Origin of the sequence: Streptomyces albiaxialis (assembly GCF_039530985.1) — a bacterium.
In the GTDB taxonomy this organism is placed as follows: Bacteria; Actinomycetota; Actinomycetes; order Streptomycetales; family Streptomycetaceae; genus Streptomyces; species Streptomyces albiaxialis.
This window is the reverse complement of the sequence record NZ_BAAAPE010000001.1, coordinates 799042-815387: the sequence shown is the minus strand read 5'-3', so window position 1 is coordinate 815387 and position 16346 is coordinate 799042. Positions and strand designations below refer to the sequence as shown.

12 protein-coding genes are annotated in these 16346 nt (G+C 70.8%); 5 read left to right on the top strand and 7 right to left on the bottom strand.

The window, feature by feature from the left end; genetic code table 11:
• Window positions 1-47: 47 nt before the first annotated feature.
• Both ABD343_RS03510 and ABD343_RS03505 read left to right on the top strand, forming a co-directional pair.
• A complete protein-coding gene (locus ABD343_RS03510) occupies window positions 48-728 on the top strand; it encodes an NUDIX hydrolase (protein ID WP_344524369.1) in 681 nt (226 codons plus the stop codon).
• Window positions 729-776: 48 nt separating this feature from the next.
• Entirely contained in the window at window positions 777-1976 is a 1200-nt protein-coding gene (locus tag ABD343_RS03505) for a MarP family serine protease (RefSeq protein WP_344523798.1), read from the top strand.
• Window positions 1977-2315: 339 nt separating this feature from the next.
• On the opposite strand, the gene ABD343_RS03495 is transcribed toward ABD343_RS03505, so the two are convergent.
• The 5 genes from ABD343_RS03495 to ABD343_RS03475 all read right to left on the bottom strand — a co-directional run bounded on the left by ABD343_RS03495 (window position 2316) and on the right by ABD343_RS03475 (window position 9886).
• Window positions 2316-3251: an alpha/beta fold hydrolase gene (locus tag ABD343_RS03495; protein ID WP_344523794.1), complete on the bottom strand. Its 936-nt coding sequence runs from the start codon at window positions 3249-3251 to the stop codon at window positions 2316-2318.
• The gene (locus tag ABD343_RS03490; RefSeq protein ID WP_344523793.1) at window positions 3248-3718 is read right to left on the bottom strand and encodes a phage holin family protein; all 471 of its coding nucleotides are present in this window, start codon (window positions 3716-3718) and stop codon (window positions 3248-3250) included. Before ABD343_RS03490 ends, ABD343_RS03495 begins: the two co-directional genes overlap by 4 nt.
• A 93-nt stretch (window positions 3719-3811) precedes the next feature.
• On the bottom strand, window positions 3812-5254 hold the full coding sequence (gene nhaA / locus ABD343_RS03485; RefSeq protein WP_344523791.1) for a Na+/H+ antiporter NhaA: 1443 nt from the start codon (window positions 5252-5254) through the stop codon (window positions 3812-3814).
• A 178-nt stretch (window positions 5255-5432) separates the two neighbouring features.
• Window positions 5433-7397, bottom strand: coding sequence for an acetate--CoA ligase (gene acs / locus ABD343_RS03480; RefSeq protein WP_344523789.1), 1965 nt, complete (start codon window positions 7395-7397; stop codon window positions 5433-5435).
• 143 nt (window positions 7398-7540) lie between these two features.
• On the bottom strand, window positions 7541-9886 hold the full coding sequence (locus tag ABD343_RS03475; protein ID WP_344523787.1) for a SulP family inorganic anion transporter: 2346 nt from the start codon (window positions 9884-9886) through the stop codon (window positions 7541-7543).
• 257 nt (window positions 9887-10143) lie between these two features.
• Between ABD343_RS03475 and ABD343_RS03470 the strand changes: the two genes are divergently transcribed.
• Window positions 10144-11385, top strand: coding sequence for a polysaccharide deacetylase family protein (locus ABD343_RS03470; protein ID WP_344523785.1), 1242 nt, complete (start codon window positions 10144-10146; stop codon window positions 11383-11385).
• Window positions 11386-11509: 124 nt separating this feature from the next.
• Here ABD343_RS03470 and ABD343_RS03465 read toward each other — a convergent pair whose 3' ends face one another.
• Window positions 11510-12493 (bottom strand): ATP-binding protein, encoded by a 984-nt coding sequence (locus ABD343_RS03465; protein WP_344523783.1) that lies wholly within the window; start codon window positions 12491-12493, stop codon window positions 11510-11512.
• Between the two features lie 106 nt (window positions 12494-12599).
• Here ABD343_RS03465 and ABD343_RS03460 point away from each other — a divergent pair, with 106 nt between their 5' ends.
• Window positions 12600-13430 carry a Fic family protein gene (locus tag ABD343_RS03460; protein ID WP_344523781.1) on the top strand — a complete coding sequence of 277 codons (831 nt, stop codon included), beginning with the start codon at window positions 12600-12602 and terminating at the stop codon, window positions 13428-13430.
• A 458-nt stretch (window positions 13431-13888) separates the two neighbouring features.
• Here ABD343_RS03460 and ABD343_RS03455 read toward each other — a convergent pair whose 3' ends face one another.
• Complete coding sequence (locus ABD343_RS03455) at window positions 13889-14728, bottom strand: HAD family hydrolase (protein ID WP_344523779.1); 840 nt, start codon at window positions 14726-14728, stop codon at window positions 13889-13891.
• 453 nt (window positions 14729-15181) lie between these two features.
• On the opposite strand from ABD343_RS03455, the gene ssd reads away from it, so the two are divergent.
• Window positions 15182-16324, top strand: a complete 1143-nt coding sequence (ssd, locus tag ABD343_RS03450; protein WP_344523778.1) for a septum site-determining protein Ssd — start codon at window positions 15182-15184, stop codon at window positions 16322-16324.
• The last annotated feature ends 22 nt before the right edge of the window (window positions 16325-16346 follow it).

Below are 16346 nucleotides of genomic sequence, written 5' to 3'. Positions count from 1 at the left end.
CCGGGCCGGAGCCGTACGGCCGTGCCGAGCCGGATCCGCAGCCGGATCTGCAGCCGTACGGCAGCGTCGAGGTCAGCGACCGAGGTCTGCCCGGCTGGCTCACGCCCGTCCTCGACGCGTCGAGGACGGTGCGTCCGTCCCAGCTCAGCCGTTTCCTGCCGCCCGAGGACGGCGGCGGGCGGCCCTCGGCCGTCCTCGTGCTCTTCGGGGAGGGGCGGCAGGGCCCTGAGCTGCTGCTGATGGAGCGCGCCTCCAGCCTGAGGTCCCACGCGGGCCAGCCCTCCTTCCCCGGCGGCGCGCTCGACCCGGAGGACGGGGACCCGCAGGGCGAGGGACGGCTCCGTGCGGCGCTGCGTGAGGCCCAGGAGGAGACGGGGCTGGACCCCGCGGGTGTTCAGCTCTTCGGCGTGCTCCCGAGCCTTTACATTCCCGTCAGCGGCTTCGTGGTGACCCCCGTGCTCGGCTGGTGGCGGCGGCCCACGCCCGTCGCGCCCGTGGACCCCGCGGAGACGGCGCGGGTGTTCACCGTGCCCGTCTCCGACCTGACCGATCCGGCCAACCGGGCCACGGCCGTGCACCCTTCGGGCCACGCCGGTCCGGCCTTCCTCGTGGGCTCCGCACTGGTCTGGGGGTTCACCGCGGGAGTGATCGACCGGATCCTGCACCACGCCGGCTGGGAGCGGCCGTGGGACCGCGACCGCCGGGTCTCGCTCGACTCCCGCGCATGAGACGGTGTCTCTTCCGTTGGACCAGAGACCGAGGCGAGGGCTGATTCGGTGAACGTGCTGGACGTACTGCTGGTGCTCGCGGCCGTGTGGTTCGCGATCGTCGGCTACCGCCAGGGCTTTGTCGTCGGCATCCTGTCGGTGATCGGTTTCCTCGGGGGCGGCCTCATCGCCCTGCTCGTCCTCCCGCCGCTCTGGGACGAGTTCACCGACGGCAGCAAGCCGGGCACCGGGGGCGTCATCGCGGCCGTGGTCGTCGTCATCATCTGCGCCTCGGTCGGCCAGGCCCTCACCACCCACCTCGGCAACAAGCTGCGGCAGTACATCACCTGGTCCCCCGCGCGCGCCCTGGACGCCACGGGCGGCGCGCTCGTGAACGTGCTGGCCATGCTGCTCGTCGCCTGGCTCATCGGCTCGGCCCTCGCCGGTACGACGCTGCCGACGCTCGGCAAGGAGGTGCGCGGCTCCAAGATCCTGCTCGGGGTCTCGCGGGTGATGCCGGAGCAGACGGACGGCTGGTTCGCCGATTTCTCCTCCGTGCTCGCCAAGAACGGTTACCCGCAGGTGTTCACCCCGTTCTCCGACGAGCCGATCCAGGACGTCCCGCCGCCCGACCCGAAGCTCGCGGGCAGCCCCGTGCCGCAGCAGGCCAAGAAGAGCATCGTCAAGGTCGTCGGCACCGCGCAGAGCTGCTCGAAGGTCCTGGAGGGCACCGGCTTCGTCTTCGGCGACCACAAGGTGATGACCAACGCGCACGTGGTCGGCGGCGTCGACGAGCCGACCGTGCAGGTCGGCGGCGAGGGCAGGCGCTACGACGCGCGTGTGGTGCTCTACGACTGGAAGCGCGACATCGCCGTCCTGGACGTGCCCCAGCTCCGGGCGCCCGCGCTCCGCTTCAGCGAGAAGGACGCGGGCAGCGGCAACGGGGCGATCGTCGCGGGCTTCCCGGAGAACGGCGCCTTCGACGTCCGCTCCGCCCGCGTCCGCGGCCGTATCCAGGCCAACGGTCCGGACATCTACCACCGCGGCACCGTCAGCCGCGACGTCTACTCGCTCTACGCGACGATCCGTCAGGGCAACTCCGGCGGACCGCTGCTGACCCCCGACGGCCGCGTCTACGGCGTCATCTTCGCGAAGTCCCTGGACGACGACCGTACGGGGTACGCGCTGACCACCGACGAGCTGCGCCAGGACATCGCGAAGGGCCGTTCGGCCACGAAGCAGGTCGACAGCGAGGGATGCGCGATGTGAGGTGCGGCGCCGGGGCGCGCGGAAGGCGCTTCAGCCGTGCCAGTCGCGTCAGCCGCGCGTATGCCGTATCCGCGCGCCGAACCAGCGCGCTCGGCGGCGCAGAATGCGGGGGATCCCCAGCTCGGGGTGCTGGGGTTGCAGCCGGGCCGTGAAGCGCGCGGAATGCTCGCGCGGATCCCCTAGCTGGCTGCGGTTACGTGCCACGTCACGGAAGTCGTGCGTCCAGCCCATACACCGGTCCCTGCCCCCGGCTCAAGGTCAGTAATCGCCCGCGGCTCCCTCAATTGGCCTATGCGGCGGGCATGTGTTCGGTTCTTGGGGGTCGTGGGGGGCGGAGCGTCAGCGGTCCGGCTCGGGATCGCTCAGCCAGTGCACGAGTTCGGTCGTGAAGGCCGCCGGATCCTCCTCGTGCGGCCAGTGGCCCAGCCCGTCGAAGAGCCGCCAGCGGTACGGGGCTTCGACGTACTCCCCGGAGCCCGCCGCGCTGCGGGTGCGCATCACCGGATCGAGTGAGCCGTGCAGATGGAGCGTCGGCACCCGTACGGGTCGTTTCATCCGCCTGTAGAACTGCACCCCGTCGGGGCGAGCCATCGAGCGCACCATCCACCGGTACGGCTCGATGGAGCAGTGCGCCGTCGAGGGGACGCACATCGCGCGGCGGTAGTTCTCGACCGCCGCGTCCTCGGCCGGCCCCGCGAGCTTGGGCCCCGCCCAGTCCCGGATCAGCCGTCCGACCAGGGCGCCGTTGTCGGCGACGAGCTGCCGTTCGGGGACCCAGGGGCGCTGGAAGCCCCAGATGTAGGAACTGGCCGCGGTCTGCCGCGCGTCGCCCAGCATCGAGGCGCGCCAGCGGCGCGGGTGCGGCATCGAGGAGACCGCGAGGCGCCGGATCAGCTTGGGCCGCATGACCGCGGCCGTCCAGGCCAGATAGCCGCCCAGGTCGTGCCCGACCAGCGCGGCGTCGGGCTCGCCGAGGGAGCGGATGACGCCGGTGACGTCGAGCGCGAGGTTCGCCGGGTCGTAGCCCCGGGGGGTGCGGTCGCTGCCGCCCACCCCGCGCAGGTCCATGGCGACCGCCCGGTAGCCCGCGTCGGCGAGCGCGGGCAACTGGTGCCGCCAGGTCCACCAGAACTGCGGAAAGCCGTGCAGCAGAAGCACCAGCGGGCCTTCGCCCATTTCGGCGATGTGGAACCGGGCGCCGTTCGCGGCCACGTCCCGGTGCGTCCACGGGCCTTCGGTGCGGACCACTGCCGCGGGACTTTCTGCGAGGGTCATACGGACGAGCGTGTCACATGCTCAAGGGCAGGGCTCTCCTTCGCGCCGTCCTCGGAGGCCCGCGGATGCGGCTTGACGTTCGAGAGCACGGCGGCGCTCTCCTTGGCGGACGCGATCGACTTCTGCGCCCCCTGGCTCTTCTTGATCTTCTTGAACTTGAGCCCGGCCCACGCCAGCAGGAGCAGCGCCAGCAGGATGTAGGCACCGCCCACGATGAGGAACGACCAGGCCAGCCCGAGGCCGAGGTTGTGGATGCCGTAGGCCGCGGCGAAGCTCAGCACGGGGAGCGAGAAGAGCAGCAGCACCCCCGCGCCGATGGCGGCCCCGCTGCCGAGTGCGCCGCGCTTGACGTCCTGGCGGAGCTCGGCCTTCGCCAGCGCGATCTCGTCGTGCACCAGCGCGGACATCTCGGCGGTCGCCGAGGCGACCAACTGGCCGAGGCTGCGGCCCTCGTCGGCTGCGCTCATCGCTCTCTCCCTGTGGTTTTCTCGGTTCCTGTGGTCCGGTTCCCGTGCTCCGGGTCCGTGTTCTGGTTCCGTGCGTGGTTCCCGCAGGTCAGATCATGCCGGACCATCGTCCGACACGTCCCGGGCCCCCGCTACTTCGGCGAGCCTGCGGTGCTCGGCCGCCTTGGCCTCGTGGAGGGCGGCCATGCGCAGGTGGTATTCCGGATTGTCCTGCTCGTAGATGTCCGGAATGCCGTCGCCGTCCTCGTCGCGGTCCTCGTCTTCCAGCAGCGAACGGTACTTCTTCGCCCGTAGCTTGAGTACGACGCCCGCCAGTACGGCCGCCAGGAGAGAGCCCATCAGCACGGCTGCCTTGGCCTCGTCGGTCAGCCCGGGGTCGCCGCTGAAGGCGAGTTCGCTGATCAGGAGCGAGACGGTGAAGCCGATGCCGGAGAGTGCGGCAATGGCCAGAACATCGGCCCAGGCGAGATCCCGGTTCAGCTCGGCCTTGGTGAAGCGGGCCGCGAGCCAGGCGCCGCCGAAGACGCCGAGCGTCTTGCCCGCCAGCAGGCCGAGGACCACGCCCAGGGTCTCCGGCTGCGTGAACACGTCCCTGAGCGCCTTCTCCGAGATCCCCACGCCCGCCGCGAACAGCGCGAACAGCGGCACCGCGAGTCCTGCCGAGAGCGGGCGCACCAGGTGCTCGATGTGTTCGGCGGGCGAGGTCTTCTCGCCGGGCGCGAGGGTGCAGCGCAGCAGCAGACCCATGGCGACGCCCGCGACGGTGGCATGCACCCCGCTGGCGTGCATGAGCGCCCAGATGACGAGCGCCAGCGGCACGTACACGTACCAGCCGCGTACGCCCCGGTGGTGCAGGAACCAGAAGAGCGCCAGTCCGGCGACCGAGGCGAGCAGCGCCCAGACGCTGATGCCCGCCGAGTAGAAGATCGCGATGATGATGATCGCGCCGAGGTCGTCGACCACGGCGAGCGTCAGCAGGAAGGCGCGCAGCGCGGAGGGCAGCCCGGTGCCGAGCACCGCCAGCACGCCGAGCGCGAAGGCGATGTCCGTGGCCATCGGGATGGCCCAGCCCTTGAGGTCACCGCCGCCGCCCAGCGCGAAGCCGGTGTAGACGAGCGCGGGCACGACCATGCCGCAGAGCGCCGAGACGATGGGCAGGGCCGCGGCCTTGGGGTCGCGCAGCTCGCCCGCGACCAGCTCGCGCTTGAGTTCGATGCCCGCGACGAAGAAGAAGACGGTGAGGAGCCCGTCCTTCGCCCAGTCGGCGACGGAGAGGTTCAGATGGAGGGCCTCGGGGCCGAAGTGGAAGCCCTTGACGTCCTCGTAGAAGCCGCTCAGCCCGGTGTTGGCCATGACCAGCGCCACGACAGCGGCGGCCAGCAGGAGCATGCCGCCGACGGTCTCGGTACGCAGGGCGTCGGCGAGGAAGGTCCGCTCGCCGAGGGGGAGCCGTCCGAAGAGGACGGTCCGGCGCTCGCGGCTGCCGTTCTCACGGCTTTCGTTCTCGTGGCCGGTGTCGGGGTTCGGCGCGGTCACGGAAGGGCCTCCAGAGGGTCGGCGGACAATAGCGTGCTGCGTGCCGACCAGACTTCCCGGCGCTCCAATTCTTGCCGCGACTCTTACGCCGCGCTCCACACCCTAACCAATACGAGTGAGGGGCACCCGGCGCGGTCGCCGGATGCCCCTCGTCACCCGTCACTCGTACGGGTGCGGCTCAGTCCTCGCTGGCGGCGCCGGGGAGCTGCGCCTGGATGAGGTCCATCACCGAGGAGTCGGTGAGGGTCTGCGTGTCACCCAGCGTGCGGTTCTCCGCGACGTCCCGCAGCAAGCGGCGCATGATCTTGCCGGAACGGGTCTTGGGCAGCTCCGCGACCGGCAGGATCCGCTTGGGCTTGGCGATCGGGCCGAGCTGCTTGGCCACGTGGTCGCGCAGCTCGTTGACCAGGCCCTCTTCCGCGGCCGCGTTGCCCCGGAGGATGACGAAGGCGCAGATCGCCTGCGTGGTCTGCGGGTCGGTCGCGCCGACGACCGCCGCCTCGGCGACCTTCGGGTGCGAGACCAGGGCCGACTCGACCTCGGTCGTCGAGATGTTGTGCCCGGAGACCAGCATCACGTCGTCGACCCGGCCCAGGAGCCAGATGTCGCCGTCGTCGTCCTTCTTGGCGCCGTCACCCGCGAAGTACTTGCCTTCGAAGCGCGACCAGTACGTGTCCAGGTACCGCTGGTCGTCGCCCCAGATGGTGCGCAGCATCGACGGCCACGGCTCGGTGAGCACCAGATAGCCGCCGGCGCCGTCCGGGACCTCGCGCGCCTCGTCGTCCACGACGGTCGCGCTGATGCCCGGCAGCGGCACCTGCGCGGAGCCCGGCTTGGTCTCGGTGACGCCCGGCAGCGGGCTGATCATGATGCCGCCGGTCTCGGTCTGCCACCAGGTGTCCACCACGGGCGTACGGTCCGCGCCGATGTGGTGCCGGTACCAGACCCAGGCCTCCGGGTTGATCGGCTCGCCCACCGAACCCAGGATCCGCAGCGACGACAGGTCGAACTTCGCCGGGATGTCGTCGCCCCACTTCATGCAGGCGCGGATGGCGGTCGGCGCGGTGTAGAGGATGGTGACGCCGAACTTCTGGACGATCTCCCACCAGCGGCCCTTGTGCGGCGAGTCGGGCGTGCCCTCGTAGAGCACCTCCGTCGCCCCGTTGGCCAGCGGTCCGTACACGATGTACGAGTGTCCCGTCACCCATCCGACGTCGGCGGTGCACCAGAAGACGTCGCTCTCCGGCTTCAGGTCGAAGACGGCGCTGTGGGTGTAGGAGACCTGGGTGAGATAGCCGCCCGTGGTGTGCAGGATGCCCTTGGGCTTACCCGTCGTCCCCGAGGTGTAGAGGATGAAGAGCGGGTGCTCGGCGTCGAAGTCCTGCGGGGTGTGCTCCTCGGACTGGCGCTCGACGACATCGTGCCACCACACGTCGCGGCCCTCGGTCCAGGAGATGTCGTCCTGCCCGGTGCGCTTGACCACCAGCACGTTGCGCACCTTCTCGGTGCCCGGGCGGGTCAGCGCCTCGTCCACGGCGGGCTTGAGCGCGGAGGCGCCGCCCTTGCGGTATCCGCCGTCGGCGGTGATGACCACGCGCGCGTCGGCGTCCTCGATACGGGTGGCGAGCGCGTCGGCCGAGAAGCCCCCGAAGACCACGGAGTGCGGGGCGCCGATACGGGCGCACGCCAGCATCGCCACGATCGTCTCGGGGATCATCGGCATGTAGACGGCGACGCGGTCGCCCGCCTGGACGCCCAGCTCCGTCAGCGCGTTGGCCGCCTTGGAGACCTCGCGCTGGAGGTCCGCGTAGGTCAGGCTGCGGGTGTCGCCGGGCTCGCCCTCGAAGTGGATCGCGACCCGGTCGCCGCGGCCCGCCTCGACGTGGCGGTCCACGCAGTTGTAGGCCACGTTCAGCTTGCCGTCCTTGAACCACTTGGCGAACGGCGGATTCGACCAGTCGAGCGTCTCGGTCGGCTCGGTGCCCCAGCTCAGGCGGCGCGCCTGCTCGGCCCAGAAGCCCAGCCGGTCAGCCTTCGCCTGCTCGTACGCCTCCGCTTTCACGTTGGCGTTCGCCGCCAGGTCGGCGGGCGGGGCGAACCTCCGCTCCTCCTTCAAGAGGTTGGCCAGGCTTTCGTTGCTCACGACATCTCCCATTCCCAGGGTGTGCGCTGTGTCCCGGCCATAGCTCATCAGCCGCCCCGCCCTTGTGACAAGGGCCTCAGTCGAAAATGGTGTAGACCTCTTGTGCCTCCCCGGCCCCCCTCGCGTATCGCCGCGTGCCCTCGTCAGACGGCACGCGCGTCGGGCCGTACGGCCGCGAATACCGGACGGCGCACGCTCGTTCCGCCCAGGTCCATCACATACGTCTGGGCCTCGCCCACGTGGAAGTACATCCCGTGCAGCTCAAGGGAGCCCTCCCGGACGCGCCGGGCCACGCACTCATGGGCCGCCAGGTGCTCCAACTGCTGCACCACATTGGCCAGGCAGAGCAGCTCGACCTCGTCCGCCGTGTCCCGGTCGGCGATACGGGGCGCGGCCTCCTCGTCCCGTACGGCCAGGCGCTCCAGGCTGGGACGGCCGTGCCGCAGCCAGCGGCCGAGCGGAGTCCCGCCGCCCTCGGGCGTGTCGCGATCCCCCGCCCCGCCGTGCAGCGCCTGCATCGCGCCGCAGCCCGAGTGCCCGCAGACGGTGATCGACTCGACCCTCAGCACATCCACCGCGTACTCGATCGCGGCGGCCACCGACTCGTCGCCCGCCTCCTCGCCGGGGAGGGGCACGAGATTGCCGACGTTCCGCACGGTGAAGAGATCGCCCGGGCCGCTCGATGTGATCATGCTGGTGACCAGCCGGGAGTCCGCGCAGGTGAGGAAGAGCTGCGAGGGCCGCTGCCCCTCCTCGGCCAGCCGCGCAAGCTCGTCCCGGACGAGCGGGGCCGTGGTCCGCTGGAAGTTCCGCACCCCGCCGAGCAGTTGCCCCCTGCGGGGCGTGTGGTGCGCGTGGTCCGTGTGGGGACGGGTGCACTGATGGTTGCGCCACGGGGTCCAGGGCGTGCAGGTGTGGGAGGAGGCGTGCTCCCCGATGTGCTGCCCCGCGCGGCCGGTGATCTCCACGCTGCCGCCTCCCGCCGTGTGCGCGCTGCGCCAGTCCTCCAGCGTCTCGTACGCGGCGTGGTCCATGAACGAACCGTTGAGCTCCACGACCGCCTTCTCTCCCTCCGGTACCTGGCCCAGCGCCCGGCTCAGCCGGGGCACGGCCAGAAACGTCAACTGTCCCCGCACGCACACCCGGTGGACGGGATGACGCGGGCGGTCCTCCTTCTCGACGGTGATGCGTGTGCGCGTCAGCCGGCGCAGCGACAGGGCCACCGCCACCGCGACGCCGATCCCGACGCCCTCCAGCACCCCCAGCACCACGACGGACACCGCCGTCGCCCCGTAGACCACCACCTCGCGGTGGCGGGTGACGGTCCTGATGTGCGTCAGGCTCACCATCTGGATGCCGACGACCATCACCAGCGCGGCGAGCGCCGCGAGCGGGATCAGCTCCAGCGCGCCGACCAGCAGCCCGGCGGCGAGCAGCACCCAGATGCCGTGCAGCACGGCGGAGTTGCGGCTGACCGCGCCCGCCGCCACGTTCGCCGCGCTCCGTACGGCCACGCCGGCGACGGGGAGGCCGCCGAGCGCCCCCGAGACCACGTTCGTCACGCCCAGGCCGCGCAGCTCCCGGTCGAGGTTCGCCCTCGGGACCCGGTCGTCCCCGCCGCGGCGGGACGCCAGCTTGTCGACCGCGACGGCCGACAGCAGGGACTGCACGCTGGTGACCAGGGTGATCGTGAGGACGGCCGACAGCAGGCCGAGCACGGGCCCGTCGGGCATCTCCGGCAGCGCGTGGCTGCGCCAGGACGGCAGATGGACGCGGGGGAGCCGCAGTCCGGCCAGGGACGCCACGGCCGTCGCGGCGCCGACGGCGACCAGCGCGGCGGGCACCTTCCCGAGCGCCTGCCCGAACCTGCCCGTCAGGCCGCGCAGCCGCGGCCACAGGAGCAGCAGCCCGATCGTCAGGAGGCTGACGGAGAGGGCGGCCGGATGCGGGTGTGCCAACTGGCCCGGCAGCGCCAGGGCGTTGGATACGGCGGAGCTGTCGGGGCTCCCGCCGAGCACGACGTGCAACTGGGCCAGCGCGATGGTCACGCCGATCCCGGCGAGCATGCCGTGGACGATCGCGGGGCTCACCGCGAGCGCGGAGCGGGCGACGCGGAGGAAGCCCAGCCCGATCTGGGCGACCCCGGCGAGGATGGTGATCGCGCAGGTGACGCGCCATCCGTAGACCTGGATCATCTCGGCCGTCACCACGGTGAGCCCCGCGGCGGGGCCGCTGACCTGGAGCGGAGCCCCGCCCAGCAGTCCTCCCACGACGCCGCCCACGGCCGCGGCGACGAGCCCTGACTGGAGCGGAGCGCCCGTCGCGAGGGCGATGCCGAGCGAGAGCGGCAGGGCGATCAAGAACACGGTGATGGATGCGGAAAGGTCGGCTGACCAGCGCTTTCGCGGGGGAAGGCCGGTCGTGTCCGCACGCCGAGGGGGCGGTGGGCGCTCCGTGGCGCCCCTGCGGACGGGGGTGCAGGCGGACATCGTGTCTCCCTTGCTGGATGGCACGGTGAGTGACCGTCTGGTGACTCCCAAGTGGTGGTAAATGGAGAGTAATCCCAAGTAAAGAGCCGGAGAAGCGCGGAACGGGCGAATGGCGCCCGTGTTCCGTCCATCGAGTGAACGGCAAGGAAAGTCAGCTTGTCGTAAATACTTTTTTCGTCCTGTATGTCACGTTTTGTCCGTGCGGGGACCTCTGGTCACCCGCGTCGGAGCACGAGGCGAGAGGACGAGGTGAGCCGATGACGGCCGTGCGAAGACGATCCGCGGGCAGCGCGGCCTTGCTGGGAGTGCTGTCACTGACCCTGCTGCTCAACGGGTGCGGAGGCGGCACCTCGGAGCGGTCCGAGGGGACGGAGCGCCAGGCCCCGGAGCAGAAGCCCAAGACGCCGGTCCGCCTCCTGGGTGACGGCTCGACGTCGATCACCGGGCGGCAGCCGTACCAGCCGCGCTTCCGGGAGCTGAGGCCCGGTCAGAAGCCACCGCAGTTCGTGGTCTTCTCCTGGGACGGAGCGGGCGAGGACAGCAAGAAGCTCTTCTCCCGCTTCCGCAAGGCCGGCAAGAAGTACGGCGCCTCGCAGACGTACTTCCTGAGCGGGGTGTACCTGCTCCCCGAAGGACAGAAGAAACGTTACGCCGCGCCCGGGCACGGCCATGGGGCCTCCGACATCGGATACCTCAAGGACGAGAACGTCCGCGCCACCCTGCGGCAGATCCGCGGTGCATGGCTCGACGGCAGTGAGATCGGCACCCACTTCAACGGCCATTTCTGCGGCGCGAACGGCGTCGGGAGCTGGTCCGTCGAGCAGTGGAAGAGCGAGATCCGACAGGCCCGGTGGTTCGTCCAGAACTGGAAGACCACCACCGGATGGCGCGGCGGCAAACCCCTCCCCTTCAATTACTCCACCGAGCTGGTCGGCGGGCGCGCCCCCTGCCTCGAAGGGCAGCGCAACCTCCTCCCGGCCGCACGCCAGATGGGCTTCCGCTACGACTCCAGCGGCAACGGCACACAGGTCTGGCCCGGCAAGAAGAGCGGCCTGTGGGACCTGCCCCTCCAGCAGGTGCCCATGCCGGGGCGGGAGTTCGAGACGCTCTCCATGGACTACAACTTCCTCGCCAACCAGTCCGTGACGGTCAACGGACCCGTCGAGAAACGCGCGGCCTATGGCAAGCAGATGCGTGACGGCCTGCTCGCCGGGTTCAACCGCGCGTACACCACCAACCGCGCCCCCATGGTCATCGGGAACCACTTCGAGGACTGGAACGGCGGTGTCTACATGGACGCTGTCGAGGACGTGATGAAGACGGTCTGTCCCAAGAAGGGCGTGCGCTGCGTCTCCTTCCGGCAGCTCGTCGACTGGCTGGACGCGCAGGACCCCCGCGTGCTGGCCAAGCTGCGCACCCTGGAGGTGGGGGAGCGGCCCGCCGGAGGCTGGCGTTCCTTCCTCTCCCTGAACAGCGGAAGGAACGTACAGGCACGCTGAGCGAACGGCGTCCCCAGGGACGGTCCTCCGTCACCGGCCGGATGGTGTGCCGGTGACGGAGGGCCGCGTACGGGGGCCCGCTGGACGGGCCGGTCGTGCCGGGCGGGCCGGGTGGGCAGGGTCGTCAGGCGGGCTGCGGGGTCAGGTCCTCGTGCAGGACGAACGAGGGGTCGACCTGGGCCGCGAGATCCGCGCCCGTCCTCTCGTTCCCCCAGCTCTCCGCGTTCCGCAGGTGGAAGTGGACCATCTGGCGCGTGTAGCGCTCCCAGTCGCGCTGTCCGTACGCGCCGACGGCAGCGTCGTACAGCGTGTCCAGGGCGAGGACATTGTGCTGCTCCAATTCGGCGAAGGGGCGGGCGCGGCCCTTTTCCATGGCGCGCACCCAGTCCGAATGGCCGACGGTCACGAGCAGGTCGTCCCCCGCCTCCTGGCGGAGGAAGTCGAGGTCGTCCTCGCTCTGCACCTTGTTGCCCACCACGCGCAGGGGGACGCCGAAATCGCGGGCGTACTCCTTGTACTGCCGGTAGACCGAGACGCCCTTCCGGGTCGGCTCGGCCACCAGGAACGTCATGTCGAACCGCGTGAACATCCCCGAGGCGAACGAGTCGCTGCCCGCCGTCATGTCGACGACGACGAACTCGTCCCGCCCGTCGACCAGATGGTTCAGGCACAGCTCCACCGCGCCCGTCTTCGAGTGGTAGCAGGCGACGCCCAGGTCGGAGTCGGTGAAGGGGCCGGTGGCCAGCAACCGTGCCGTGCCGCCCTCCAGCGCGACCGTACGCGCACACGCCTCGTAGACCGGGTTGTCCTCGGCGATGCGCAGCAGACGGGAGCCCTCGCCCGGCGGAGTCGTCTTGATCATCGTGTCCGCCGAGGTGATCCGCGGGTTCGAGCCGCGCAGATAGTCCTTGATCAGCGGAAGCCGCGCGCCCATCGCGGGCAGTGCGGCGGCCTCGTCCTCGTCCAGCCCGAGGGCGACGCCCAGGTGCTGGTTGATGTCGGCGTCCACGGCGATCAGCGGGAGGCCCCGCGCGGCCAGGTGCCGGATGAACAGCGAGGACAGCGTCGTCTTGCCGCTGCCGCCCTTCCCTACGAAAGCGATCTTCATGTTCATTAGCGTAATGCGCAAGATCCCCTTCGCGGGGAGGGACGAGTGAAGAAGACCACTCGAACGAGGTGTTGGGCCGTGGCGGCCGGTGCGTAGGGTCGTACGCATGAGTAGCACCGCTGACCCCGCCGACCCGCTGGCTCCGCTCGCCGCCCTGCCCGGTGTGCCCGAGGCCGTGGAATCCGTGCGGAAGTCCGTCGACCGGGTCTACGGGCACCGGATCATGCGCCGCCGCAGCAGCGAGGTGAGCGGCGAGGCGGCACTGCGCGGCGCGCGGGCCTCGGCCGCGCTGGACGGCGCGGACTGGGCGCTGGAGGAGGTGCGCCGCCGTACCGACTTCGGCGTCGAGGGCGAGCCCCGTGCGGTCGGCGCCGCGCTGCGTGTCACCGCGGAGGCCGGTCAGCTCCTGGACATCTGGGGGCAGTCACCGCTGCGCGTGCTGGCCAGGCTCCACCTTGTCGCCGCCGGGAAGGCCGTTCCGGACGAGGCCGTGGGCAGGCCCCGGCTCGCCGGTGAGGCGGTGGAGGGACCGGAGCTCGGACTCCCGGTGCCCGATGTCGACGAGGTGGCCGCGCGGCTGGACGGACTGGCCGCGATCATCACGGGCGGCACCTCGGCCCCCGCACTGGTCACGGCGTCGGTGGTGCACGGGGAACTGCTCACGCTGCGGCCCTTCGGCTCGTTCAACGGTCCGGTCGCGCGGGCGGCCGAGCGGATCGTGCTCGTCGGCAGCGGCCTCGACCCCAAGTCGATCTGCCCGGCCGAGGCGGGCCAGGCGGAACAGGGGCGCGAGGCGTATCTGCGGGCTCTGAAGGGATACGCCTCCGGCACGCCCGAGGGCGTCGCCGAATGGATCGCCCACTGCGGGCGCGCGGTGGAACTGGGGGTCCGGGAGAGCACGGCGGTCTGCGAGGCACTGCAGCGCGGCGCGGCCTGAGGCGGCCGCGAGGCCGGAGGCGCGGTCGCGAGACCGGAGGTACGGTCCGCGAGGCCGGAGGTGGTCGCAGGCCTGAGGCGGCCGCGGGCCCTCGCGCGGCCCGTTCCGTCGGAACGGCTCCGGCACAGAATTGCGGCGGCACCGCCTGTGCGCTGCCGCCGCTGGCATGTCGGCCGGGTTACCAGTGCGTGCACTTATGTGTGTCCATCAGGACGGGACTTTGCCCGTTTCCTGGTGAAACCTGCCCGATCCGCGGGCTCTGCGTCGCGTGGGTGCCCAGTCTTCATGCGTCCGGTCCGTGGGGCCTTCATGCGTAGGCGGGATCCTCGCGGATGCCGCTGGTCTCGCGGGCCGTTGAGTCCTTTGTACTCCCCGGCACCGGCAAGCGGAACCCCTCGGCGCAGATCTTTACTTTTCGCTTCAAATGGCAGAAGCGGCCAGCAATACGATGCAATCGGTCAGAAGTGGGGCAACCGGGAGCGGCGTCGGCTGTTGTACCAGACGAGTCCCGCCGTCGCGGCTGCCGCTCCCACGGCGGCCGCGGTCAGCGCGAGCGCGGGCCTGGAGGGCATCGAAAGGCTGGGGATCCGCTGCTTGAGCCGGACGGGACGGGAGAAGGACAGCACCGGCCAGTCCCGTGCGAGCGCCTCCTTGCGGAGCGCCCGGTCCGGATTGACGGCATGCGGGTGACCGACGGCTTCGAGCATGGGCATGTCGGTGCCCGAGTCGCTGTAGGCGTAGCAGCGCGAGAGGTCGTACCCCTCCGACTCGGCGAGCTCGCGGATGGCTTCGGCCTTCGTGGGCCCGTAGGCGTAGTACTCGATGTCGCCGGTGTAGCGCCCGTCCTGGACGACCATGCGGGTCGCGACCACGCGGTCGGCGCCGATCATCTCCCCGATCGGCTCGACGACCTCGGCGCCGGAGGTGGAGACGATCACGACGTCGCGGCCGGCGAGGTGGTGCTCCTCGATGAGGGAGGCGGCCTCGTCGTAGATGATGGGGTCGATGAGGTCGTGGATCGTCTCCGCGACGATCTCCTTGACCTGCTCGACGTCCCAGCCGCGGCTGAGTGCCGAGAGATACTCGCGCATCCGTTCCATCTGGTCGTGGTCGGCACCGCCGAGGAGATATACGAACTGCGCGTAGGCGGTGCGGAGTACGGCGCGGCGATTGATCAGGCCACCTTGGTAGAAGGACTTGCCGAAGGTGAGCGTGCTCGACTTCGCAATGACCGTCTTGTCCAGATCGAAGAAGGCGGCTGTGCGGGGCATCGCTAGGTTTTCCACGAGAGTGAGCATAGGCGCCAACCATTCGGCGTAAGGTGGGGCGCGTGGGTTTGCCTGAGAAGGCTCTCGGGTACACCATGGAAGTCACGGATCGTTCGCGACCGTGCTAACCCGGCCCGACTCCTCCCCCCCCGAGTCGGCCGTGGGGACGACCCCCGCTCTCCCCCCCGGCGGGGGTCGTCGCATGTCCGGGGGTATTTTCGCGGGGTGTGAGGCTGCCACTCCGCTTTTTCGGATCTTCTTGTTCCGCGGTGGACGGTCTCCCGGTTGAGTAACTCAGCGTAATCGATACGCTGCTCTCCGGAAGTCACTGGTATGGGTGACGGAATTTTTCACGACCCCTGAGTTGTCCACAGTTTTGGACCATGATCCCCAAGTTTTTCCGGTTCGCAGGACGGTGATTCCCGGCGGTGTCCGCAGGCGTTTGCGGACGCGAGGACGCCCGGTGCGAAGGCGGTCGGGATCATGGCTGAAAACATTCTGATTGTGACCGAGGACGAGGAACTCCTCGATGACCTACTGCGACTGTGCGCTGCTGCGGGGACCGAGGCGGACGTCGCGCACGGAGCCCCTACGAGCGGTGTGAGCTGGGCGAGTTGGGGCGGAGCCGCCTCGTGGGAGCGCGCCCCTCTGATCCTGGTGGGGGACGACTGCGCGCGGGCCCCGGGATTCGGCGGCGAGGTGGCGACGGGCCCGCCCGGGGCGCTGCGGAGACCAGGTGTGCTCCTTGTCGGAAGGGATCTCGACGACTCGGGCGTATGGGAGCGCGGCGCCCGCATCGGAGCCGAGGGCGTGGTGGTGCTGCCCGATGCGGAGAGCTGGCTCACGGGCCGCATCGCGGACGCGGCCGAGGAGATCGGGCAGCCCGCGCTGACCGTCGGCGTCTTCGGCGGGCGCGGCGGCGCGGGAGCGTCCACCCTCGCCTGCGCCCTCGCCGTCACCGCGGCGCGGGCGGGCCGCCGCACCATGCTCATCGACGGCGATCCGCTCGGCGGCGGCATCGACGTGCTGCTGGGCGGAGAGGGGACGGAGGGGCTGCGGTGGCCGGCCTTTGCGGAGTCGCGGGGGCGGGTCGCGGGCGCCGCCCTGGAGGAGTCGTTGCCGAGATTGCACGACTTGACCGTGCTGAGCTGGGACCGAGGGGACTCCGTGCTGATCCCCGCGGACGCGATGAAGTCCGTGCTCTCCGCCGCGAGGCGGCGCGGTGGCGTGGTCGTCGTCGATCTGCCCCGGCGGGTCGACGAGACGGTCACCGAGGCGCTCGTGCAGCTCGACCTCGGCCTCGCCGTCGTCCCTGCCGAGCTGCGCGCCGTCGCCGCTGCCCACCGGATGGCCTCCCGCGTGCGGATGGTGGTGCGGGACCTGCGCGTGGTCGTGCGCACCCCGGGCGGCCCCGGCGGCGAGCGGTCGTACGGGCCGGGGCTCGACGAGGACGAGGTCGCTCGCCTCCTGGAGCTTCCCCTCGCCGGTGAACTGCCCTGGGAGCGCGGCCTCCTGGAGGACATCGACCGGGGAATTCCGCCCGGGCACGAGAAGAGCGGCGCCCTTGCCCGATTCTGCCGCGCCTTCTGGGACCAGGCGTTCGGCGGCGGGGAGGTGGCGGCGTGAGCGGGGTGCGGGAAGTCCCGGC